We start from the raw sequence: 21,528 nt of genomic DNA, 5'->3' as shown, positions 1-21,528 counted from the left end.
TATTCGGGAGAGTCCGGCTGCAAACAGGATCTGATGGTTCGCGGATGCCGCGAGCGACGCGGTGTTTGGCCCGCCTCTATACGCTTCGGCCACGTTGCCTGTGTCAGAACCGGCCAATCCATGCGCTTGCCGACACCCGAACACGTTTCTTGCGGTCGCGAAGCCGGAATGCTCAGCGGCGCTTTCGGCAAAAACTTCGATTTTTTTCGCGGAAGTGGGAACAGGGGATTTCGCTGCGATCAGGTCCGGAAGGTGCAGGCCGCGCACAGGCAGGTCCGGCAAGGAGACCGGGAACGGGGACTGCCAGAGAGACGCCCTGACTGCAGCCCACAAACACAGCAGGACCGCCAGCGCCATCAATGGACGACCGCTGCGCGCCGAGGCTGCAGTCCTCATGCTGCGCCTCGTGCGAAGCGGCCTTCGTCATCCATGCTGGGGTGCCCGGCATGGTCCGTCTTGTCCCATACGACCCCTGCGCCGCGAAGAGCGCTCCAGTATGCAAAACATGCTCGCCAGCCCGCCATGATCGCGATGATATTGGATAAAGGAATGCGGCCCACCGCCCTCACCCCTTCCAGCACGCCGTATTCGCGCGCGGTAAACGCGAACCGGAACACCGCGCGCCACGCAAGCGCCGCCGCGTTTACCAGCAGGAGCCATCGCAGCACCGGGGTCAGTTGCAGCGGCTCTCCGTAACCGGCCCACGTCGCTATCTGGCCTGCCGCTACTAAAATCAGAAGGAGATATGCCAGCGCGGTCACGAAAGCGGTCATCGGCCCCCGGCGATCCCGAACGCGCATCCAGATTTCCGACGGGGAACGTCCCCAGCCTGTGCGGTCCCAGCCATGCAGGGCGATACCGTTCACCCACCGCTTCTTCTGCCGGACGGCGGCCGAGAGCTTGGCGGGAAAGCAGGCGCGCGTGGCAACGAGATGACCGCTCGCCGAACGTACGCGCAGGAAACGGCATTCGGCCCCCATCTCGTGCAGGGTCAGACCGAGTTCGTAGTCCTCCGTCAGGCTGTCGGCCGCAAACGGCAGGCTATTTCCGCGCCGCGCCGCCAGTCGGCCAAGCCATTTGCGGTCGATCCCGCATCCCACGCCTGCCGAGGGAATGGACGCTCCGAGAGCATCACGGACGGGCATCGATTTGGCGTGTGCCTCGGCAAATTCCTCGCAATAATGACTGCCGATCCAGCGGGAGACGGGTTGCGGCGCGGGAAGCACGGGCAGTTGCACGAAATCCGCGCCGCCCATCGCAGCCTGGATCAGCGGAAGCGCGGCCCGGTCCACCATGTCTTCGGCATCGTGAAGGATGACGCATGCCACTGGGGCAGCGCCGCGCCTCTCGTCATCCAGCAGCGCGCCGTACAGGCGGTTGAGACACGAAGCCTTCGTGCTGGGGCCCGGCTCTTCCGTCAGCACGAGCCGCACCCGCGGATCGCGCCCGGCGGCCTGCGACGCCGCGGTCAGCGTATCGGGATCGTTGGGATAGCAACCGACGTAAATTCTCAGCGAGGGCTGAGGCCAGACAGCCAGCATGTGCCGGATGGTCAGGCCGATGACGTCTGCCTCCGCCCAGGCGGGAATGAAGACTGCGGCACCGCGATCTGGGTCGGACGATTCTTCGAAACCTTGGGGAAGTCGCGGCGTGTCGAGTTTCCCCGTCGCCTTTTTCCATAACCAGAGGAAGTCGACCGCCCATTCGTCGATCGCTCCGGCAAGGAACATCAGACCCGTGAACAGCAGCAACTCGTGCTGCACCAGCACGAGCCATTGCCCGGCCGTGTAGCCGGCAAGTTCCATAGTGCGACCCCCTTTATATCCCGCAACGACGCTAACCAGACGAGGTCGCCCTTGCAACGCCGGTAACTTTGCGGAAAAGGCAGCAACGATGTTGAGACCGATCCGCAAACCTATCGCTCGTGCCTTCGCACCCGTCCGCGCACTGTTCGTCAGCGACGCCTCTGCGGGTGTTCTCCTGATCATGGTCGCGGCGGCAGCCATGCTGGTGGCGAATTCCCCGCTGGCCGGGGCCTATGAACAGCTTTTCTATGGCAAGCTGTCCTGGACGCCGATCCCGAAGCTCGACGATCTGCACCTGTGGATCAATGACGGCCTGATGGCGATTTTCTTCTTCGTCGTCGGGCTGGAGGTGAAGCGCGAGCTGATCTGCGGACAACTGGCTTCGCCCGAACAGCGGCGCCTGCCGATCATGGCGGCTGCGGCGGGCATGGCCGTGCCGGCGCTCGTCTATGTCGGTTTGATCGGCGGCGACGCGCAGCTACTGCGCGGCTGGGCCATTCCGGCGGCAACGGACATCGCGTTTGCAATGGGCGTCCTGGGCCTCCTGGGAAGCAGGGTGCCGGCCTCGCTCCGCCTGTTCCTGCTGACGGTCGCAATCGTCGACGACATCGGCGCGGTGCTGGTCATCGCTGCTTTCTACACCGCCAATATCAAGGTGATGTGGTTGGCCATCTCGGCGGTCGTTTTCGGGGTAATGGTCGCCATGAACCGCTTCGGCGTCAGCCGGATGTGGCCCTTCGTTCTCGTTTCGCTCGTCCTGTGGGTGGCGGTCCTGTTCTCGGGCGTTCACGCGACCATTGCGGGCGTTGTCGCCGCGCTGACCATCCCCATGCGCGACCAGACCGGGCACTCCATGCTGGAGAAGATGGAGCACGGCCTCGCCCCCTGGAGCGCCTATCTCGTCGTGCCGATCTTCGGTTTCGCCAATGCAGGCGTGAACCTGTCGGGCATGGGCATGGATGAAATCCTCGCCCCGCTACCCATCGCGATTGCAGCCGGCCTTTTCCTGGGCAAGCAGATCGGCATTTTCGGCATCATCTTCGCAGCGGTGAAGCTGAAGATCGCCAAGGCGCCGGAGGGTGCGAACTGGGTGGAAATCTGGGGTATCACCATCCTGTGCGGCATCGGTTTCACCATGTCGCTGTTCATCAGCGGCCTGGCGTTCGACGGGAACAGGACGTTCGTCGACGAGGCGAAGATCGGCATTCTTGGCGGATCGATCATCTCCGCCATCGTGGGCTACACCGTCCTGCGCCTGACCACGACGCATCCGGAAGAGCCGACCGAGTTCGTCGAACCGTAGGCGACAAACCCCGGGGCGAATGCCGCGATACGGTCGGTCTTACCAGCTGCCGGTGTTTTCCATGCTGGACCACGGCTCCTGGGGATCGAGATAGCCTTCCTGCAGCAGTTCGATGGAAATCCCGTCGGGCGAGCGGACAAAGGCCATGTGCCCGTCGCGCGGGGGGCGGTTGATCGTGACCCCCGCATCCATCAGCCGCTGGCAGGTCTCGTAGATATTCTCCACCCGGTAGGCGAGATGGCCGAAATTGCGGCCACCGTCATAGACCTCGGGCTCGCTTCCGTCCTCTGGCGGCCAGTTATAGGTCAGCTCCAGTTCCGCCACGCCTTCCTGCCCCGGGGCAGCCATGAAGATCAGCGTGTAGCGTCCGCCCTCGCTATCGGAACGGCGGGTTTCTTCCAGGCCGATCAGCCGGAAGAATCGGACCGCGGCATCGGGATCGGCGACGCGGATCATGGTGTGGAGATATCTGGCCATGGAAGCGCCATAAAGAAAGGGCGGCCCCTTTCACAAGAGACCGCCCATCCGGAAATAATCGCTGGCTTCGTTTAGAAGCTGGCGCTCAGCGTGACGACGAAGGCATCGTCGACGAAATCATACGCACCTGCCGGAATGTCGCCTTCCGCACCGACATAGGCTGCGCCCACCGTCAGCGGGGTGCCCGCAATCGCGGCTTCGGCACCGATCGACCAGTCGAACGCTTTCCCGTCATTGGTGAAGGTCAGGAAACCGTCGGTATAGCCAAGATGGCCGGTCAGTGTGATCGGCGTGTTCGGGATGCCCACGCCCACATCGCCATAGATGTAGAAATTGTCGTCGCCGCCGAGCGAATCCTGCTCGGGTGCATAGGCGATGCCGACAGTCGTTTCGGCAGGGCCGAGCGTGTAGCCGAGCGAACCGTAGACCTCGATATAATCGAAATCGCCCGGGCCGGCGTCGGGATAGAGGTAACCGATCACACCGACATCCGCGGCAAGGCCGTCGGTCAGGTTGCCCGACCATCCGCCATAGACATCGAGTTCGGTGCTGCCGTAGCCGACCGTCTGCTCGTCGAGGCTGGATGCCCACGTACCGACATAGAAGCCGCTGTCATGGGCGACATCGACGCCGCCCTGGATCGCCAGTTCGCCGCCGGAAAGGTCGACGCCGCGGAACCGGTATTCGCTGGTCAGCGCGACATTAGCCGAGACGGACAGACCGCTGCTGCTGCCTTCATCGACCTCTTCGGCCGGATTGACGACGGACTGCGCCATCGAAGGCGCGGCGAGAAAAAGAGTTGCCGCGATTGCGGACGATGCGGAAAAACCGCGAATGGACGTAAGCATGACTCGCTCCTGGAGCTTGGGGTTGTGCTTCGTCCCACCTGCGTACGAGCGGCCACGCGGTTTATTAGTGCGTGATTCTCACTCGAGACGTTGCTTTTGTGCACAGGTTTGCTGCGCCGCACAAGATTTCGGTGCACAGCTTTTCTCCTCGCTGGCGAACCGTTGCTTTTTTGTGACAGCTGCGTTGTTCAGGCTCCGCACAGCGTTTGCGCTCTAGGGCGCGAATGCCTATCTGCGCCCGCGACCGCGCTGGCATCGAAATTCATGATCAAACCTCTCAAAGCCCTATTCCGCCCCCGCGAACGCGCGAAGGGTGCCAGTGTCCCCGAAGGGACACGCTGGTACGCCATCGGTGACATCCATGGCTGCTACGACCTGTTCGAAGCGCTCGCCGAAGCCATCGAGGAAGACGACAAGGCGAGCGGACCTGCCGAAACCACCGTCGTCCTGCTGGGCGACCTGGTCGATCGCGGACCCGACAGCCGCAAGGTCATAGAGGGCGCACGCCAGTGGCAGAAATCGCGCAATGTCCGCATACTGGCCGGCAATCACGAGGAGATGTTCCTCGAGAGTTTCGAAGACAAGGCTGTCCTGCGCCATTTCCTGAAGCATGGCGGACGCGAGACGATCCTGAGCTACGGCATTCCGAAGAAGGAATATAACGACGCCTCGATCTCCAGTCTGCAGAAGCGGTTGCATGAACTGGTCCCCAAGAAGCATCGCAAATTTATGCAGGGCTTCGAGGAATTCGTGGTCGCGGGCGACTTTGCGTTCGTGCATGCCGGCATTACGCCCGGCGTCCCGCTGGAAGAGCAGAAGCGGCGCGACCTTCTGTGGATCCGGGAACGCTTCCTTGCCCATGACGCACCGCATCCGCACATTATCGTCCACGGGCATACCATTTTCGAAGATGTGGACGAGCGTCCCAACCGGATCGGGATCGATACCGGTGCCTTCCGGTTCGGACGCCTTACCGCTGTCGTCCTGGAAGGCGAAACGCGGCGTTATATCCAGGCTGTCGAACAGGATGGCGAAATTTCCATCGAGCACCGCGACACGCTAACTTAACATCCGCGTGCCAATGGGCCGCGTCATGATCAATCGAAAGACTTCCAGCAAGGGACCCCGGCAATGAAGATCGCTATGGTGGGCAGCGGCTATGTCGGCCTGGTATCGGGCGCATGTTTCGCCGATTTCGGTCACGATGTCGTGTGCATCGACAAGGACCCGGCAAAGATCGCCAAGCTGCATGACGGTATCATGCCGATCTACGAACCCGGGCTGGATGCGCTGGTCGACAGCAATGTGAAGGCGGGCCGCCTCTCCTTCACCACCGATCTTGCAGAGGGCATCGAGGGCGCTTCCGCCATCTTCATCGCAGTGGGCACGCCCAGCCGCCGGGGCGACGGTCATGCGGACCTCACCTACGTCCACGCAGTCGCGCGCGAAGTCGGAGACGCGCTGGCCAACGACGCCGTCGTGGTGACCAAGTCCACCGTGCCTGTCGGCACGGGCGACGAGGTCGAACGCATCCTTGCGGACAGCGCCGCCGTGAAGGAGCGCGGACTGAAGGTGTCCGTCGTTTCCAATCCCGAATTCCTGCGTGAAGGTGCAGCCATCGGCGACTTCAAGCGCCCCGACCGGATCGTGATCGGGGCGGAGGACGATTTCGGCCGCGAGGTGATGACCGAGGTCTACCGTCCGCTGTTCCTCAACGAATCGCCGCTGCTGATCGTCAACCGCCGGTCGAGCGAACTGATCAAATACGCCGCCAACGCCTTCCTCGCGACGAAGATCACCTTCATCAACGAAATGGCGGACCTGTGCGAAAAGGTCGGGGCCAACGTGCAGGACGTGTCGCGCGGTATCGGCATGGACGGCCGGATCGGCCCGAAATTCCTTCACGCGGGCCCCGGCTATGGCGGATCGTGCTTCCCGAAGGACACGCTCGCCCTGCTCAAGACGGCAGAGGACCATGAAAGTCCGACCCGCATCGTTGAAGCCGTGGTCAAGGTGAACGACACGCGAAAACGTGCAATGGGCCGAAAGGTGCTCGACGCGCTGGGCGGCGCCGAAGCAGCACGCGGCAAGAAGGTCGCCCTTCTGGGCCTGACGTTCAAACCGAACACCGACGACATGCGCGATTCCCCGGCCATCGCCATTGCGCAGGCGCTGGGCGATGCGGGCGTCGACGTCGCTGCCTATGATCCCGAAGGCATGGCCATCGCCGCCCCGCTGATGCCGGACGTCACCATGTGCGACGACCCATATTCCGCTATCGAGGGCGCCGATGCCGTCGCTATCGTCACCGAATGGGACGCCTTCCGCGCGCTGGACCTCGACCGGGTAAAATCGCTCGCGAAGACGCCGGTCATGGTCGATTTGCGCAATATCTACACACCCGCAGAAATGCGCGCCGCGGGCTTCGAATACTCCAGCATCGGGCGCAGCTGAGCTTTCGGCTCAGTTTTCGCCTAATCGAGGGGCGGTAATACGAAAGACAGGTGGCCAGTCAGTATCGGACGTAGCCTCGCCTTCTGCGTCGCCGAAGCTGTATTCGAACACGGCAAGCGGCGCGAGAACATACGCGCCGGCATATCCGGAAAGACGAAGCGTGCCTGTGTCACTCAGGACGTACCTCTCTGCATTCGTCAACGCCGACCTTTCGAGAGCGGATGAGGCGGTCCCTTGTAGCACGTGGAATGTGCGGAAGGTCCCTTCCGGATCGAAAAGCGCGCCGATCGCGACCCGGCCGCCCTCGCCCGTGCGTATCGCCCGGGAGGGATAGCTATCGGCGATCCGCTCCATGGCTTTCTCGCCAAGCCGGGGCATGACGAGCGCCTCTGGCCACTCCTCCAGCACCACGACCGTGCTACCCGCTGGAAGTAATCCCTTGACCGGTGGCCCCGGCCGCGCATTGGGGTCGCCTGTGCGCAAGACCAGTTCCGCGCGTCGCTGTATCGCCGGATCGTCGCTGGCGAGGCGGCTCTGCGCGATCCTGTTTTGAAATCGGATTAGCCGCTCACGCATTGGGGCGTCCAAATCCGGAGCGGTGAATTGGGTGAGGCTGCCGAGCGCATCAGAAGCAGCCTCGTAATCGGCAAGCCCCCGCTGGGGATCGGCCAGAGCCTCCGCCACGAGCATGCGCGTCCGCGCACCCTTTCGCATGGCGTGGCGGCTCGGCTGGGTCCGGTCTGCGCGGTGGAATTCGGGAAGCAGGCGCGCCGCTTCGCGCAGGTCGAACTCCGGATTTGCAGAATCCACAAGCGTCTCCAGCACCATGCGGTCGCGTGCCGGGTTGTTGCCGAACTGGCGGATGGCCTCCGCCCAGTATTCGGGCCGCACGAGAAGCGACTGCAGGCGTTCCTGCGGGACGCCATCCGGCAATGCGTCCGCCAGATAGGGCGTTGCACTGCATACGCCGCCATGGAAAGTCGGGGCAGGCGACACGATCCAGCTTCCTGTGATTGCCTCGATCCTTCGCAACTCGGGTAGGCTCTCCGGCGCCCACTTCAGGAAATCTTCGACAGCTGGCGATGCTGCGCCTGCTCTTACCGGCGAACCGAGTGCAGCATCGACGAACGCAAATGCGGTGCCCCTTTGCTGCGGGCATTCATTTGTCCCGTTCCCCAGCGCCCGCACGGCTCCGCCGATGTCCGAATAGGCAAGCGTGCCGGTGCCCAGACGTTGCAAAACGTCCTGTCGGTCCCTCAGCAAAGCGCGGCAATCCGCGCGAAGGCTGACCGGATCCCCCTCCAGTTCGATGACCGGCATGAAGGAACACGCGGCAACCGAAGACGCCGACATCAGGGCCGACAATGCAACCCCCGCCATGGCCGTTCGCATGGGCAGTCCGAGTTGCAAGGCGCCCCCCCCTACCAGCCGGTCCAGAACCGGCGATTGGCAGGATCGGCCAGCCGTAGCATGGAGGTCGCTGCGACCAGTATGGCGGCAGCGATACTGGCACAGGCGACGGCAGGCGCTTCCTGCCCCCCGCGGAAATAGATTGCCAGCAAGGCCCACAGGAACACGAGCGCATAATATGGCGCGCCGCGGCTGCGCGAAATGGCGAGCGAGGCGATGCAGCCGCCCACCACGATGACGGCCGCGCTGATCAGTGCCTCTGCGGCACCGAAATCGGCGCCGTGATATACCAGTGCGGCGGAAATGTTCACGATGCTCGCCGCAGTCAGCCAAGCCGCCAAAGCGGTGAATAGCAGCCCGACCAGCCACCGCTCCGCCGTCGTCATCACCCGGTGCAGCCCGGCGACTGCGCGCATGATGACCAGCAGGCAGACGAGAGAGGCCAGGATGATGAGGGCCGACACCGCGGTCAGCGCAGCGCCCTGCGTGTAAACGGCCCATACCCCTTGCGCGGCCAGTGCCCCGGCGGACCACCAGCCGATCCGGCCCAGCAGCGGGTTGCCCCGCTGGGCCGGCAGCGCCTGCCAGACGGCGTAGCAGGCCGAACCGAAGAACAGCGGCCCCCAGATGGAAAACGCCCATCCGGACGGGGTGATCAGCGTTTCGATATCGTCCGAACGGCTGCCGATATTCTCGCCGAAGCCCAGCGCCGGCAGGAAGGTCGCGCCGATCTGGACGATAACGGCGAGGATGATGGCCACGATCTGGGCCATGCTGCGACGGGCGTGCAAGTCTCTCATTCGAAAAGGGATAGACCCAACACTGCACGGTAGGACAGCGAAAAGTGCCAGGGGGCCTGTAAGCCGGGTCCTGTCCAGCGGGCGGTATGCGCGCCTCGGTTTCCCAAGAACGCACCAGCCCCGCATGGGCAGCCATTCATCTGGTCTGCGGATTGCTCCGCAGCTCTAGCAGCCAACCCGGGCCTCTCGGGGCGAAACACCCCTGCCTGCGAAGGCGCGAGGCCCCTATTTGGCCTTGCTCCGGGTGGGGTTTGCCATGACGGTCGCCGTTGCCGGTTCCCCGGTGCGCTCTTACCGCACCCTTTCACCCTTGCTTCGCCGAAACGAAGCGGTCTGCTCTCTGTGGCACTTTCCCTCGGCTCGCGCCGGGCGGGCGTTACCCGCCACCCTTGTTTCGTGGAGCCCGGACTTTCCTCGCTTCGAAAGAAACGCGGCTGCCCGGCCCCCTGGCACGCCTCTATCTAGTCACGCCCCGGTCCCTGTCCAGCAGCAACTGGAACAGGATCGCCCGAACCTGGCCGTCGATCTCGCCATCGATCTTTTCAGGGCGCCAGCGGCGCTGGAAGGCCTCGACCGCCTTGTACCCGTCCGTCACATCGTATCCGAAGCGTTCGAGCGCGAGGTAGAAGCTGGCGTCGTTGTCGAACGGATCGCCTTTCTCCAGCTTATCCGGCCTCGGCAGGCAGAGGCCGTATTCGGCCAGGCGATCCCACGGGAACAGTTCGCCCGGATCGATCTTGCGCGCAGGCGCCACGTCGGAATGACCGACGACATTGGCGCGCGGAACATCGTAACGCTTCACCAGCCGGGCCACCAGCGGGACAAGCGCCTCGAACTGGGCGTCGTTGAATTCGCGGTAGCCATAGGCATGGCCCGGATGGTCGAGTTCGATCCCGACGCTGATGCCGTTCACGTCCTTGTGCCCGCGCCAGTAGGATACGCCCGCATGCCATGCGCGCTTTTCCTCCGGCACGAGGCGCACGACCTCGCCCTGTTCGCCGATCAGGTAATGCGCGCTGACCTTGGCTTCCGGATCGCACAGACGCTCGATCGCGAACCCCTTGTCCTCCATTTCGGTGTAGTGGATCACCACCATCGAGATGGGATCGGTCCGCTCGTCGAAATTGGGCGAGAGGACCTCGCGGTCGACCAGTTCGTCTTCGCTCGGGGGCAGGCGTTCGCCCGCCCTGCCGAAATCGCTTGCGCTGCTATCGCCGTTGCCCATCAGCCGATCATCCCCTCCCCTTCGGGAATGACGGCGCCCAGGAGCAGCGAATCCTCGCCCCGGTGGTACTGGACGGAGCCGCCCATGTTCTCCGCCATCATCCCGATCATCCATGCAGGCGCGGTGCGGCCCGACAGGTCTGCGGCGGCAAGGTCCCCCTGCAGCGCCTGACCGATCGTGTCGTCGAAGGCGATCTTCGGCCCCGTCGCGCGCACCACGATCTCGCTCGCCCCGTTATTGCGTTCCGCCCCGATATCCAGCGTGCCGCCGCGCACCAGCGATTCCAGCGCGATATGCGCAAGGTTCAGCATGGCCTTCACCGCCGGTTTGGGCAGCGTGTCGACATCCAGCGCCCAGCGCAGTTCGATCCGTTTCGCATCGCCTGCCAGCGCCTCTATCGCGGCGCGCGGTTCGGCCATTTCGACCTTGTCGCCAAAGCCGCCTGCGGCCCCGAAGGCGAGGCGGAAGAATTTCAGCTTGTCCGCGCTGGCCTTCGCGCTCTGGCCCAGCAGTTCCAGGCACCGCTCGCGCATTTCGGGGTCGGTTTCGTCGGCCAGCAATTCCAGCCCGTTGGTCATCGCGCCCACCGGGCTGAGGAGGTCGTGGCACAGGCGGGAGCACAGGAGGCTGGCGAATTCGACGGGATCAGGTTGGGTCATTCAGGAAGTCTGGCCTTTCAATGAACGCGCGAAGTTGACAATGTTGACAGCGCCCATGCCGCATCGAAACCGCTATCTGCCTGTAAGATAATGGCAAATCGCCGATATGCGAAATTGACACTTTTGCCGGGAGCCGGCGAAACTTCGCCCTTTCGTGGCGTTGGACATGGGCGCGACACTAGCCATCTGTTTCGCTGCAGGAAAGCGCCGCGAAGCCCTGCTCGCCATCTCTCCAGAACCGGATGTCCGATTTGGCGACGATGGCCCAGATCCGCCCGTCGCCGGATGCCGAGGCCCGGTCGGTCGCGGAAGGGCTGGCGGGCCCGCGCGGGTGCGAATGGTAATAGCCGGCGACCTCCTGCCCGTGCGCGTCTCCATCCCCTGCCCCATCCCGCGCGGCGCGGTGGGCGTCGATCAGCGCCTGCGGGTCGATCTCGAAATGCGTGGCGGGCATGGGATGGACATTGCGCGCCGGGCGGATCGCGGTAATCGCCCCGCCATGTCCCACCAGGATGCCGCAACATTCCTCCGGGTGCGCCGCCCGGGCCTGTTCCAGCAGGCTTTCGATAACCGCCCTTGTGACTCGTAGTGTCATTGCCCAAGACCGCTAGCATGACTTCGCCCGAAATCATCACCGGAACCATTCACCAGCCGGGCCGGCTGGACAAGACGCTGGCCGAGGCGAGCGGCCTGTCGCGCGAGCGGGTGAAGGCGCTGATGGCGGCGGGCGCGGTCGTCGTAGGCAAGGGGCCGGCGACCAACCCTTCGGCGAAGATGCAGGCGGGCGCGTATTTCGCCATCACCCTGCCACCCGCGCAAGAGCCGGATGCGCGGCCGCAGGACATCCCGCTCGACATCGTGTTCGAGGATGCGCACCTGCTGGTGGTGAACAAGCCCGCCGGCATGGTCGTGCACCCGGCTGCGGGCAATCCCGACGGCACGCTGGTCAACGCCCTGCTCCACCACTGCGCGAAGGATGGCCGGACCACGCTGTCGGGTATCAACGGCGTCGCGCGGCCCGGCATCGTCCACCGGATCGACAAGGATACGTCCGGCCTTCTGGTCGTCGCCAAGACCGATGCCGCGCATGAAGGGCTGGCCGCGCAGTTTGCCGAGCATTCGATCGACCGGCACTACCTCGCGGTATGCGCAGGGCGGCCCGATCCCCGGTCCGGCACCATCGCCACGCGGCTGGGCCGCAGCGACGCGAATCGCAAGAAGATGGCCGTACTCCCCGATACCTCCAGGAGGGGCAAGCACGCGGTCACCCATTACGAGACGATAGAATTGCTTCGCGGCTGCACATTGATCCGATGCACGCTGGAAACCGGGCGAACCCACCAGGTCCGCGTTCACTGTGCGTCAATTGGTCATGCGCTATTAGGGGATCCGCAATATGGACGCGATCCCAAGGATTTGCGACCTCTTCTCAAGCGGTTGGGTTTTGCCCGCCAGGCGCTGCACGCAAGCACGCTGGGCTTCACCCACCCCGTCACCGGCGAACGGGTCGATTTCCGGGCCGAACTGCCGGCCGACATGGCGGAACTTATCGACGAAACCGCTCGTTGAAATCGACGAAGAGGACTGCAAACCGAAGGGTTTTGCACCTATATGTAACCAAGTGGCCCGTTTGACCGGATGCCTGTTGCAGGGTCCGGTTACGAGAGGTCGACGCTAGAAAGGTCAGGGACTACGTGAGCAATAGCAAGGCAGTGGCCATACCGGCCCTCGGCGGGGAGCAGAGCCTCAACCGCTATCTTTCCGAAATCAAGAAATACCCCGTGCTGACGGCGGAGCAGGAATACATGCTCGCCAAGAGGTACGAAGAGCATGACGATCCCGACGCGGCGGCCCAGCTCGTCACGTCGCACCTGCGGCTGGTTGCGAAAATCGCCATGGGCTACCGCGGCTACGGCCTGCCGGTCAGCGATCTCATCTCCGAAGGCAATGTCGGCCTGATGCAGGGCGTCAAGAAGTTCGAAGCCGATCGCGGCTTCCGCCTCGCGACCTATGCGATGTGGTGGATCAAGGCGAGCATGCAGGAATTCATCCTGCGCAGCTGGTCCCTCGTGAAGATGGGCACCACCGCCGCGCAGAAGAAGCTGTTCTTCAACCTTCGCCGGATGAAGAAGCAGCTGGAAGCCTACGAGGATTCCGACCTGCACCCCGACGATGTGGCGCAGATCGCCTCCGACCTCGGCGTGCCCGAGCAGGAAGTGATCAACATGAACCGCCGGATGATGATGGGCGGCGACGGATCGCTCAATGTCAGCATGCGCAATGGCGAGGAAGGCTCGGGCGAATGGCTCGACTGGCTGACCGACGATCGCCCGCTGCAGGACGAAACGGTCGCCGACGCGCAGGAAGCGGAGGTCCGGCACGAAATGCTGACCGAGGCGATGGATGCGCTGAACGACCGCGAGAAGCACATCCTGACCGAACGCCGCCTGACGGAAAAGCCGCAGACGCTGGAGGAACTCTCCAAGGTTTATGATGTCAGCCGCGAACGCATCCGCCAGGTCGAAGTCCGCGCGTTCGAGAAGCTGCAGAAGGCGATGAAGACGATTGCCGGCGAGCGGCTGCTGGGTTCGCCTGTGGCGGCTTAGGTCGAAGCGATATAAGAGATTTGAAGGGCCGGACGCGAGAGCATTCGGCCCTTTTCCATTGGTTATTCCGGTATAAGATCTGGAATATAAATTTGCCGAAGTGGGATCATCGTCCGATATCTCGGTGACAGCTTGGGGTAGTGTTCCTGAAGCAACTCAACGAAGTCCTCCCCATCCAAGAGGCGCAGTCGCGGAGCGGTCCTTTCACGCAAGCGGGCCGGTCGGGAGTAGGAACTCAAAGTAACAAACAATCCGAACTCGCCTTCACCAAGCGTTCCAATGAGCTGGTGTATTTCAGGCTCGCCGACTGTGTCGCTTTGCAGCTTGCACTGGACCTTAATGATCGGAGGTTGAAATCCGAGTTCATCGGTGTGTGCAATCACGTCCACGCCGCCGTCGCCCGACTTCTCGGTTACGCGTGCGGAGTAACCCATACATTCTAGCAAATGCGCAACGAGATGCTCAAAATCATGGCCTGACAACCCGTTGGAGAGCCTGCGAATTACGAAGTCCTGAGTGCTTTCTTCAGCGATGCGAGAGACTCCCTGCGTCGCCAGATCGTCCGGGACTACGTCATCTTCGTCATGGGCGGCCTCCTGCCCATCAGTTAGGCACGCTCGGAATTGGTTGGCGTGGTTCCTGATTCTGAATAGGGTAATAAAGGATCCGATCTCATTGAGCGCGGCCTGACTGAACTTCTCTCGCGGAACGTCTGTTTGCCAGTTGACCCCAAGAAAATTCGGAAAATCTTCTCCATCAACCTCGTTTCCAGCGGCGTGCCATTTTTTCCCGTTTGCGACACCGATATTGACTCGCCGATTGTGCTTTGAAGGCCAAACGACGATGTCACCTTCGGCGACGTCATGAGCGAAACGGAACAACGTCCCCGCGTCTACCGGGATCGCGCCTGCTTTCTTGTCTGGATAAGCTGACTTTAAGCGGGCTTTGAACACCTCGCGGTCTTCGGGAAGTTCAAAGATATTTCCCACGCTTGGCCAACCGACGCAAACGTAGCCTCCAAGTGTCGGCTTATCGTCGACGACGGAGGGCATGTGCACGCCCCATACTTTCGATGTCATTTGTCAAACCCAGCCAGATCCATCACAGCCGCCACCATCGCCTGCGTGCCCAGCGTCACGCTTTCGCGTGGGGCGATCTTGAACAGGGGGCTGTGGTGGCTAGGCACGGGCGGCCCGCCGGCCTCGGCGGCGGCGAAGGCTTCGGGGGGCGTACCGCCGACGGCGAAGTAGTAGCCGGGGACGCCCGTGTCTTCCTCGACGAAATAGGAGAAGTCCTCCGCGCCCATCGTGGTCTGCTCGAAATCGCGGAACGTGCCCTCGCCGAATGCCTCGCGGAACACGCCGTTCAGCCGCTTGGCCAGCGCGGGGTCGTTATTGGTGACGGGCGTGCCTTCGCTCACCGTCACCTGCACCGGCAGCTCGTCGGGCAGGCCGTGGGCCTTGCCGATGCCGACCGCGACCCGCTCGATGGCGGATAGCAGCTGCGCGCGCGTCTCCTCGTCGTTCGCCCGCACCGTCACCTGCAGGTTCGCGCGGTCGGAAATGATGTTGTGCTTCGAGCCTGCCTGGAACGAGCCGACCGTGATGACAGCGGGCGACAACGGCCCGACCTCGCGGCTGACGATGGACTGCATCGCGGTGACGATCTGCGAGCCGATATAGACGGGGTCCTTCCCCATATGCGGCGCCGCGCCATGCGCGCCGATGCCGGGCACCATGATGTCGACGCTGTCCGCGCTGGAATACTGGATGCCCTCGGATGCCGAGAGCTGCCCCGTCGGCAGCAGCGAGGTGACGTGGAAGGCGAGCGCGTAGTCCGGCGTGCCGAAGCGGTCGTACAGCCCGTCCGCCATCATCGCCTTGGCCCCGCCGACACGCTCCTCCGCCGGCTGGACGACGAACATCAGCGTGCCCGACCAGTCGTCCTTCGCCGCCGCCAGCGCGCGCGCCGTGCCGACCATCGAGGTGATGTGGACGTCGTGCCCGCAGGCATGCATTACCGGGTATTCCTTGCCGTCCTGCCCGATCTGCGTGGCGGTGGAGGCGTAATCGAGGCCCGATTTCTCTTCCACCGGCAGCCCATCCATGTCGGCGCGCAGCAGGATCAGCGGGCCATCGCCGTTCTCCAGCATGCCGACCACGCCGGTGCCGCCGACGCCCTCGGTGACGGTGAGGCCGGCCGCGCGCAGCTCGCTCGCCATGCGCTTCGCGGTATCGCTCTCCAGGAAGGACAGCTCCGGGTTCTGGTGGAAATGGACGAACAGGTCTTCCAGGTGCGCGTCATAATCGGCCTCCACCTCTGCGGCGAAGGGCCCCTGCTGCGCCTGCAGCGATGTCGCCGCCAGCAATGCGCCCATGCCCAGCGCTGCCTTCCATGCTGCCCGCTTGCCCTGTCCCGTCATTACCTGTTCCCCTGCTCGAAAAATCTCTCCTGCCGCAGAAAGCACGCGCCGCGCCGGGCCGCAAGCTCTCCGATTGCCTGTGCCCGGGCCGGAGGGTAGAGCATGGCCGCAATGTTCCGGGTCCTCTCCTTCCTCGCAAAGCTGGTCGTCGGCTTCCTCGCGCTCAGCCTGTTCCTCGTCTTCCTGTTCAAGTTCGTGCCCGTGCCGGTCACCGCGACGATGCTGCTGGACGACAACGGCTATACCAAGGACTGGGAGCCGCTGTCGGAAATCGACCGCGACCTGGTGCGCGCCGCCATCGCGGCGGAGGACGGCAAGTTCTGCACACATAACGGCTTCGACGAGGAAGCGATTGCCAGCGCCATGCGCAGCAATGCGGAAGGCGGGCGGATCAGGGGCGGCTCCACCATCAGCCAGCAGACGGCCAAGAACGTCTTCCTGTGGCAGGATGGCGGCTATGTCCGCAAAGGGTTCGAGGCGTGGTTCACCGTCCTGATCGAACAGATCTGGGGCAAGCGGCGGATCATGGAAGTCTATTTGAATGTCGCGGAAACCGGCATCGGGACCTACGGCGTGGAAGCGGGCGCGGAACGCTATTTCCAGAAGGGCGCTGCGCAATTGAGCCCGTCGGAAGCGGCGCGGATGGTCGTCGCCCTGCCCCTGCCCAAGAAACGCAGCGTCGTGAACCCGACCGGCTGGCTGCGCCGCCATGGTAACACGATCGCCGCCCGGATCGGCGTGGTGCAGCGGGACGGGCTGGACGCCTGCATTTACGAATAGCGCGATGCACGGTAGTCACGGCCACTCCCATTCCCACGCGCACGGCAACGGGCATTCGCACGCGTCTGCCGATTTCGGGCGCGCGTTCCTTGTCGGGATTGTTCTCAACACCGGCTTCGTGGTGGTGGAGGCGGTCTACGGCATCCTCTCAGGCTCCATGGCGCTGGTGGCCGATGCAGGGCACAACCTCTCCGACGTGCTGGCCCTGCTGCTGGCATGGGGCGCGAGCGTCGCGGCAAAGAAACCGCCGACCGCGCGGTTTACCTACGGGTTCAAGAGCTCGACCATCCTCGCCGCGCTGGCCAATGCCGCGCTGCTGCTGGTCGCCATAGGCGCGATCCTGTTCGAGACGATCCACCGGCTGGGCAATCCCCAGCCCGTGCAGGGCATGACCGTGGTGGTGGTCGCGGGGATCGGCATCGTCATAAACGCCTTCACGGCATGGATGTTCATGCGCGGGCGGGAGCACGATTTGAACATTCGCGGGGCCTACCTGCACATGGCGGCCGATGCGCTGGTGTCGCTGGGCGTGGTGCTGGCGGGCCTCGCCATCCTTGCCACCGGCCATGTGTGGATCGACCCGCTGTTCTCGCTGGTCATCGTGGCGGTCATCGCATGGGGCACGTGGGGGCTGGCAAAGGACAGCGTGAAGATGGGCCTCGCCGCCGTGCCGGAGGGGATCGACGAGGCGGATGTCGACGCGTTCCTGAACGGCCTTTCCGGGGTGGAAGCGGTCCACGACCTGCATATCTGGCCGATTAGTACGACGGAAACCGCGCTGACCGCCCACCTGGTCATGCCGGGCGGCCACGAAGGAGACCCATTCCTCGCCGCCTTGTCGGAAGAGCTGAGACACCGCTTCGGCATCAGCCATGCAACGGTGCAGATCGAACAGACGCCCTATTGCGCGGGGGCGTGCGGCGGGCATTCCTGACCGGCAGCGATTTTTCGCAGCGACGCTTTTCCGGCACATTTGACCCGCTTCGCGCGTTTGGGGGACGAACCTGGCCGATTACCGGGCAGGACGCCGCAGAACATCGGGCCCGAAGCACGGGCCAAATGAACAGGCCAAAAAAACAGGCCAAAGAAACAGGGATGCCCCATGAAGAAATTGATCCGTAACTCGCTCGCCATTTCGCTCGCCGCCGTTCTGGCCTCGGGCTGTGCCTACAACACCGCCGACGGCATGGTCAGCACCAATGCCGCGACCTCCACCATGGTCGGAGGCGTCGCGATGCTGCCGTCGCGCACGATCGTGGAGAACGCCTCGATGGCGCCGAACCTGTCGACGCTGGTCACCGCGGTAAAGGCTGCAGACCTTGTCAGCATGCTGTCGAGCCCCGGCCCGATCACCGTTTTCGCGCCGACCAACGAAGCCTTCGACGCGCTTCCGGACGGCCTGCTGGAAACCGCGCTGGAGCCGGCGAACAAGATACTGCTGACCAATGTCCTGACCTATCACACGGTTGCAGGCGAAGTGACGGCAAGCGACCTGATGGACATGATCGAGGCAGGCAATGGCAGCGCGCAGATCACCACCCTGTCGGGCGGCACGCTGACGGCGCGCATGGTCGATGGCCGCGTGGCAATCACCGATGCATCGAACCGCACCGCCTATGTGACACAGGCCGATGTGATGCAGTCGAACGGCGTCGTCCACGTGACCAACGCCGTGTTCCTGCCGCAGATGTAAATCTTCCCGCCCGATCGGGACAAGCGAAGCCCGCCCTGCGCGCAGCCGCGCCGGGGCGGGCTTTTCTATGATACGCGGTAGAGCGTGGCCGGGGGATGTCGGTAACGCAGTTTCTGCCACAGGCCCTGCGGCAGGCTTTGCGAAATGCCGCTTCCCTCCAGCAGGCGGGCGAGGATGCCCGGTTCCGGCGCGTAGGTGCCGATCACCTGCCAGTCCGGCTGCGGACGATAGGCAGGCGCGGCGTCCTCGCTCATGAACGCATTGGGCACATCCGCGCGGGCGGGATTGTGGAAATAGAGGTCGCCTGCACGTGGCGGCGCATCGCTTACCCTTTCGGCCGCTTCGATCCAGCGCAGGGGTATGCGCGCACGAAAGCGGGTCATGGGATCGGTGACGATTGGCCCTTCGCTTTCCTCCAGCACCGCGACCAGCGCCTCTTCGCCGAATGCCGGCTCCTTGTTCTCCACCATGATCGCGACGAAGTTCGCGCCGATCAGGGCCAGAAGGACGACGAGCGCGCCCCAGCGCAGCCTCGCCGCGCCGCCTTGCAGCAGCAGACCGATCGCCGTGCCCGCCAGGATGGCGAGCAGCGTGCTGGTGATCATGAAATAGCGGGGGTTGAGCGGAAGCAGGCTCTGCGCCGCGCCGACGCAGACGAACCACACCGCCGCCAGCAGGCTCATCAATCGGGCCATGCGGCGAATGCGCGGGCCGACCGACTGCGTGGTGCACAGCCACGCGGCGGCGGGCACGGCCACGAAGGTCAGCAACATGAATTCCTGGTTCGCCAGCAGGACCAGCAGCGGGTCGATTACCGGGTGGACGATCACGTTCCCGGCCAGATCCACCGTCCGGTCGATCGTGGAATCGTGGTTCATCGCGATGTTGAAGCGGTAGAGCGGGTCGCCCGTCATCACGGTCAGATACAGGATCTCCAGCGACCACACCGCGAGGAAGCCTGCCGCCACCCACAGATAATGCCAGCGCGCAAAACCGTAGCTGGCGAGGAACAGCAGCGCATAGAACACGGCGACGAACACCGCCGTTTCCCGCGTCAGGAAGGCGACGCCGCACAGCGCACCGGCGGCCAGCAGCTTGCCACGCTCAGGCCCGTTCTCGATGCAATCCAGCGTCAGGGCGAAGGCTGCGAACAGCAGCGCCATCTCGATAATGTCGACGCTGGCAATGCTTGCCTGCACCGCGATCAGGGGGCAGGTGACGACCGCTACCAGCGCGGTGAAGGCGGGTATCGCGCCCGCCAGGTCATTCAATACGCGCCATGCGAGGCAGAGGAACCCGACGAGGAACAGCAGCGACGGCAGGACGAAAGCGAACTCGTTATCGCCCAGCAGCGTGAAGCTGAGCGCCATCGGGATGGTGATCGGATAACGGATCGTCCCGTGTCCGCCGACATAGGGAAAGTCGTCGATCCAGCCATAGGCTCCCACGGCATAGGTCGTGTCGTCCGATGCGATGAAGCCGACCCATGACAGGGCGACCAGCACGGCGAGCAAGGCCAGCCCGGCCCACAATCCGCGGCGCCCCGTGCCGAGGAATTGCAACGCGCCCTGCATCAGTCCGTCCTGAAGACGAGCGTGCGCGACAGCAGGAAGGCGATGGCGATTACCGCCACCTCTGTCACCAGTTTTGCAGCGAATGCGTCCAGGCCCTCCTGCTCGACCAGGGCCCAAAGCAGTGCGGAGGACAGTGCCATGTTGAAACCCAGCAGCGCGACATAGCCTGCGCCCTGACGCGTTCGCGATCCGGCACTGGCCCCGCGAAAGGTCACATTGCGGTGGAGCACAAAACCTGTCGCCGCCCCCGCCGCCTTGCCCGCGATATTGGCCGGTAGCCATGCCCCGGGCAGGACCAGCAGCGAACCTGCATAGACCGCGATATCGGCAGCCAGGACGATCAGTCCCACCGCGCCGTAACGCAGCGTTTGCGGCAAGACGTGATTGCTCTCCAGAAGGCTTTTCATCGCTCTGCCGTGCCCGGCCTGGCCGGCTGCGGCGCGGCGCTGGCCAGCAGTTCCGCCAGCGACGGTGCGGGCTGGATCGGTGTGCGCGGCTCGTTCGACATGTCGAGCGCCAGGAAATTGAGGAACAGCTGGAAGCCCAGGATGATTGGCAGCACCGCCAGCATCACCGTGCCCGTGCTGGCCGGTGCGCCGGTGCTGATGGAGATATACCACTCGATTGCCCCGAACACGCCGCCAAAAGCGAGCAGGATCAGGCCGAGCAGCAATTGGGCGGAAGCGAGATTGAAGTCGCGCAGGAAGTAGGTGTAGAAAATCCGCTTCGACAGTTCGCGCATATGCTTGGTGAAGAACTGGCCCAGCACGCTGCGGATGTGGAGATTGCTGGTCTCGTCGCCATAGACCGCTTCCATCGGCACATCGGCAACCACGGCGCGCGCATTGCCCAGGTTGATGAGCATGTCGGTCTCGAAGAAATACCGCTCCGAAATGTTGCGGAATTCCAGCGCCTGCGCGGCTTTTGCATGGATCGCGGTATAGCCGTTGGTGGGATCGAACACGCGCCAGTAGCCGCTCGACAGCTTGGTCAGGAACGACAGCGCGGCATTGCCCCACAGGCGCACGCGCGGCATCTGGCGCACGTTCCACAGCGAATGGAACCGGTTGCCCTTGGCATAGTCGGCATGGCCTTCCAGCACGGGGCGGGCGATGGTTTCGATCAGCGCGGGGTTCATCTGCCCGTCGCCGTCCAGTTTGACGATGACATCCACCCCGGCCGCTATCGCGGCGGTATAACCGGTCATCACCGCCCCGCCGACGCCCTTGTTCTCCTCGTGCCGGATCACGGTCACGCGCGGGTCGGTGCAGCGCTGCTCGACCAGGGCGCCCGATCCGTCGGGACAGCAATCGTCGACCACGTAGATGGAGTGGACTTCGGGCCCGATCGCCTCGATCACGCCGAGCACGTGATCGGTCACCTTGTAGCTGGGAATGACCACAGCCAGGCGTTTGTCGAAGCGTACGGGAGCGATGCGGCTCATGTTTCAGGCGGTTCCGATGCGAATGGCT

At 63.8% G+C, this 21,528-nt stretch carries 21 protein-coding genes and 1 other RNA gene; 8 read left to right on the top strand and 14 right to left on the bottom strand.

The window, feature by feature from the left end; translation table 11 throughout:
- Positions 1-392: 392 nt before the first annotated feature.
- Positions 393-1,805, bottom strand: a complete 1,413-nt coding sequence (locus PF049_05180; protein ID WBY17543.1) for a glycosyl transferase family protein — start codon at positions 1,803-1,805, stop codon at positions 393-395.
- Positions 1,806-1,893: 88 nt separating this feature from the next.
- Between PF049_05180 and nhaA the strand changes: the two genes are divergently transcribed.
- Positions 1,894-3,108: a Na+/H+ antiporter NhaA gene (gene nhaA, locus PF049_05175; GenBank protein WBY17542.1), complete on the top strand. Its 1,215-nt coding sequence runs from the start codon at positions 1,894-1,896 to the stop codon at positions 3,106-3,108.
- Between the two features lie 39 nt (positions 3,109-3,147).
- Here nhaA and PF049_05170 read toward each other — a convergent pair whose 3' ends face one another.
- Together PF049_05170 and PF049_05165 are read right to left on the bottom strand one after the other, a co-directional pair.
- The gene (locus PF049_05170; GenBank protein ID WBY17541.1) at positions 3,148-3,585 is read right to left on the bottom strand and encodes a VOC family protein; all 438 of its coding nucleotides are present in this window, start codon (positions 3,583-3,585) and stop codon (positions 3,148-3,150) included.
- Between the two features lie 71 nt (positions 3,586-3,656).
- Entirely contained in the window at positions 3,657-4,433 is a 777-nt protein-coding gene (locus PF049_05165) for a TorF family putative porin (GenBank protein WBY17540.1), read from the bottom strand.
- A 264-nt stretch (positions 4,434-4,697) separates the two neighbouring features.
- On the opposite strand from PF049_05165, the gene PF049_05160 reads away from it, so the two are divergent.
- Positions 4,698-5,501 (top strand): metallophosphoesterase family protein, encoded by an 804-nt coding sequence (locus PF049_05160; protein WBY17539.1) that lies wholly within the window; start codon positions 4,698-4,700, stop codon positions 5,499-5,501.
- Positions 5,502-5,564: 63 nt separating this feature from the next.
- A complete protein-coding gene (locus PF049_05155) occupies positions 5,565-6,887 on the top strand; it encodes a UDP-glucose/GDP-mannose dehydrogenase family protein (GenBank protein WBY17538.1) in 1,323 nt (440 codons plus the stop codon).
- Positions 6,888-6,896: 9 nt separating this feature from the next.
- On the opposite strand, the gene PF049_05150 is transcribed toward PF049_05155, so the two are convergent.
- The 6 genes from PF049_05150 to PF049_05125 all read right to left on the bottom strand — a co-directional run bounded on the left by PF049_05150 (position 6,897) and on the right by PF049_05125 (position 11,576).
- Positions 6,897-8,267 (bottom strand): energy transducer TonB, encoded by a 1,371-nt coding sequence (locus PF049_05150; GenBank protein ID WBY17537.1) that lies wholly within the window; start codon positions 8,265-8,267, stop codon positions 6,897-6,899.
- A gap of 41 nt (positions 8,268-8,308) precedes the next feature.
- Positions 8,309-9,070, bottom strand: coding sequence for a hypothetical protein (locus PF049_05145; GenBank protein WBY17536.1), 762 nt, complete (start codon positions 9,068-9,070; stop codon positions 8,309-8,311).
- 70 nt (positions 9,071-9,140) lie between these two features.
- An RNA gene (gene rnpB / locus PF049_05140) (RNase P RNA component class A) lies at positions 9,141-9,547 on the bottom strand.
- 7 nt (positions 9,548-9,554) lie between these two features.
- Complete coding sequence (locus tag PF049_05135; GenBank protein WBY17848.1) at positions 9,555-10,193, bottom strand: N-acetylmuramoyl-L-alanine amidase; 639 nt, start codon at positions 10,191-10,193, stop codon at positions 9,555-9,557.
- A gap of 128 nt (positions 10,194-10,321) precedes the next feature.
- On the bottom strand, positions 10,322-10,981 hold the full coding sequence (locus PF049_05130) for a histidine phosphotransferase family protein (GenBank protein WBY17535.1): 660 nt from the start codon (positions 10,979-10,981) through the stop codon (positions 10,322-10,324).
- A 178-nt stretch (positions 10,982-11,159) separates the two neighbouring features.
- On the bottom strand, positions 11,160-11,576 hold the full coding sequence (locus tag PF049_05125; protein WBY17534.1) for a M67 family metallopeptidase: 417 nt from the start codon (positions 11,574-11,576) through the stop codon (positions 11,160-11,162).
- 17 nt (positions 11,577-11,593) lie between these two features.
- On the opposite strand from PF049_05125, the gene PF049_05120 reads away from it, so the two are divergent.
- Positions 11,594-12,550 carry an RluA family pseudouridine synthase gene (locus PF049_05120; GenBank protein WBY17533.1) on the top strand — a complete coding sequence of 319 codons (957 nt, stop codon included), beginning with the start codon at positions 11,594-11,596 and terminating at the stop codon, positions 12,548-12,550.
- A 125-nt stretch (positions 12,551-12,675) separates the two neighbouring features.
- Positions 12,676-13,587: an RNA polymerase sigma factor RpoH gene (gene rpoH, locus PF049_05115; GenBank protein WBY17532.1), complete on the top strand. Its 912-nt coding sequence runs from the start codon at positions 12,676-12,678 to the stop codon at positions 13,585-13,587.
- Positions 13,588-13,649: 62 nt separating this feature from the next.
- Here rpoH and PF049_05110 read toward each other — a convergent pair whose 3' ends face one another.
- Together PF049_05110 and PF049_05105 are read right to left on the bottom strand one after the other, a co-directional pair.
- Positions 13,650-14,639, bottom strand: a complete 990-nt coding sequence (locus PF049_05110; protein WBY17531.1) for a restriction endonuclease — start codon at positions 14,637-14,639, stop codon at positions 13,650-13,652.
- A 23-nt stretch (positions 14,640-14,662) separates the two neighbouring features.
- Positions 14,663-16,009, bottom strand: a complete 1,347-nt coding sequence (locus PF049_05105; GenBank protein WBY17530.1) for an amidohydrolase — start codon at positions 16,007-16,009, stop codon at positions 14,663-14,665.
- A 111-nt stretch (positions 16,010-16,120) separates the two neighbouring features.
- On the opposite strand from PF049_05105, the gene mtgA reads away from it, so the two are divergent.
- The 3 genes from mtgA to PF049_05090 all read left to right on the top strand — a co-directional run bounded on the left by mtgA (position 16,121) and on the right by PF049_05090 (position 18,482).
- Positions 16,121-16,789 carry a monofunctional biosynthetic peptidoglycan transglycosylase gene (gene mtgA, locus PF049_05100; protein WBY17847.1) on the top strand — a complete coding sequence of 223 codons (669 nt, stop codon included), beginning with the start codon at positions 16,121-16,123 and terminating at the stop codon, positions 16,787-16,789.
- Between the two features lie 4 nt (positions 16,790-16,793).
- Positions 16,794-17,723, top strand: a complete 930-nt coding sequence (locus PF049_05095; protein ID WBY17529.1) for a cation diffusion facilitator family transporter — start codon at positions 16,794-16,796, stop codon at positions 17,721-17,723.
- Between the two features lie 168 nt (positions 17,724-17,891).
- The gene (locus tag PF049_05090) at positions 17,892-18,482 is read left to right on the top strand and encodes a fasciclin domain-containing protein (protein WBY17528.1); all 591 of its coding nucleotides are present in this window, start codon (positions 17,892-17,894) and stop codon (positions 18,480-18,482) included.
- 65 nt (positions 18,483-18,547) lie between these two features.
- Here PF049_05090 and PF049_05085 read toward each other — a convergent pair whose 3' ends face one another.
- Genes PF049_05085 through PF049_05075 form a run of 3 tightly spaced genes read right to left on the bottom strand, consistent with a single transcriptional unit; the run spans position 18,548 to position 21,500 of the window.
- On the bottom strand, positions 18,548-20,056 hold the full coding sequence (locus tag PF049_05085) for a glycosyltransferase family 39 protein (GenBank protein ID WBY17527.1): 1,509 nt from the start codon (positions 20,054-20,056) through the stop codon (positions 18,548-18,550).
- Positions 20,056-20,463 carry a GtrA family protein gene (locus PF049_05080; GenBank protein ID WBY17526.1) on the bottom strand — a complete coding sequence of 136 codons (408 nt, stop codon included), beginning with the start codon at positions 20,461-20,463 and terminating at the stop codon, positions 20,056-20,058. Before PF049_05080 ends, PF049_05085 begins: the two co-directional genes overlap by 1 nt.
- Positions 20,460-21,500: a glycosyltransferase family 2 protein gene (locus PF049_05075; protein WBY17525.1), complete on the bottom strand. Its 1,041-nt coding sequence runs from the start codon at positions 21,498-21,500 to the stop codon at positions 20,460-20,462. Before PF049_05075 ends, PF049_05080 begins: the two co-directional genes overlap by 4 nt.
- Positions 21,501-21,528: the final 28 nt, after the last annotated feature.

The organism is Erythrobacteraceae bacterium WH01K (assembly GCA_027941995.1).
GTDB lineage: Bacteria > Pseudomonadota > Alphaproteobacteria > Sphingomonadales > Sphingomonadaceae > CAJXSN01.
The sequence above is the reverse complement of the archived record's forward strand: the minus strand, read 5'-3'. Positions and strand labels throughout refer to the sequence as shown.

Bases quoted from the DNA above. Each gene is read 5' to 3' on its own strand.
- PF049_05090 (WBY17528.1), top strand. From the start codon at position 17,892: ATGAAGAAATTGATCCGTAACTCGCTCGCCATTTCGCTCGCCGCCGTT.
- PF049_05180 (WBY17543.1), bottom strand. From the start codon at position 1,805: ATGGAACTTGCCGGCTACACGGCCGGGCAATGGCTCGTGCTGGTGCAG.
- PF049_05120 (WBY17533.1), top strand. From the start codon at position 11,594: ATGACTTCGCCCGAAATCATCACCGGAACCATTCACCAGCCGGGCCGG.
- mtgA (WBY17847.1), top strand. From the start codon at position 16,121: ATGTTCCGGGTCCTCTCCTTCCTCGCAAAGCTGGTCGTCGGCTTCCTC.
- PF049_05150 (WBY17537.1), bottom strand. From the start codon at position 8,267: ATGGCGGGGGTTGCATTGTCGGCCCTGATGTCGGCGTCTTCGGTTGCC.
- PF049_05110 (WBY17531.1), bottom strand. From the start codon at position 14,639: ATGCCCTCCGTCGTCGACGATAAGCCGACACTTGGAGGCTACGTTTGC.
- PF049_05165 (WBY17540.1), bottom strand. From the start codon at position 4,433: ATGCTTACGTCCATTCGCGGTTTTTCCGCATCGTCCGCAATCGCGGCA.
- PF049_05095 (WBY17529.1), top strand. From the start codon at position 16,794: ATGCACGGTAGTCACGGCCACTCCCATTCCCACGCGCACGGCAACGGG.
- PF049_05145 (WBY17536.1), bottom strand. From the start codon at position 9,070: ATGGCCCAGATCGTGGCCATCATCCTCGCCGTTATCGTCCAGATCGGC.
- PF049_05135 (WBY17848.1), bottom strand. From the start codon at position 10,193: ATGGTGGTGATCCACTACACCGAAATGGAGGACAAGGGGTTCGCGATC.
- PF049_05080 (WBY17526.1), bottom strand. From the start codon at position 20,463: ATGAAAAGCCTTCTGGAGAGCAATCACGTCTTGCCGCAAACGCTGCGT.
- PF049_05155 (WBY17538.1), top strand. From the start codon at position 5,565: ATGAAGATCGCTATGGTGGGCAGCGGCTATGTCGGCCTGGTATCGGGC.
- PF049_05075 (WBY17525.1), bottom strand. From the start codon at position 21,500: ATGAGCCGCATCGCTCCCGTACGCTTCGACAAACGCCTGGCTGTGGTC.
- nhaA (WBY17542.1), top strand. From the start codon at position 1,894: ATGTTGAGACCGATCCGCAAACCTATCGCTCGTGCCTTCGCACCCGTC.
- PF049_05105 (WBY17530.1), bottom strand. From the start codon at position 16,009: ATGACGGGACAGGGCAAGCGGGCAGCATGGAAGGCAGCGCTGGGCATG.
- PF049_05130 (WBY17535.1), bottom strand. From the start codon at position 10,981: ATGACCCAACCTGATCCCGTCGAATTCGCCAGCCTCCTGTGCTCCCGC.
- PF049_05170 (WBY17541.1), bottom strand. From the start codon at position 3,585: ATGGCCAGATATCTCCACACCATGATCCGCGTCGCCGATCCCGATGCC.
- PF049_05085 (WBY17527.1), bottom strand. From the start codon at position 20,056: ATGCAGGGCGCGTTGCAATTCCTCGGCACGGGGCGCCGCGGATTGTGG.
- PF049_05125 (WBY17534.1), bottom strand. From the start codon at position 11,576: ATGACACTACGAGTCACAAGGGCGGTTATCGAAAGCCTGCTGGAACAG.
- PF049_05160 (WBY17539.1), top strand. From the start codon at position 4,698: ATGATCAAACCTCTCAAAGCCCTATTCCGCCCCCGCGAACGCGCGAAG.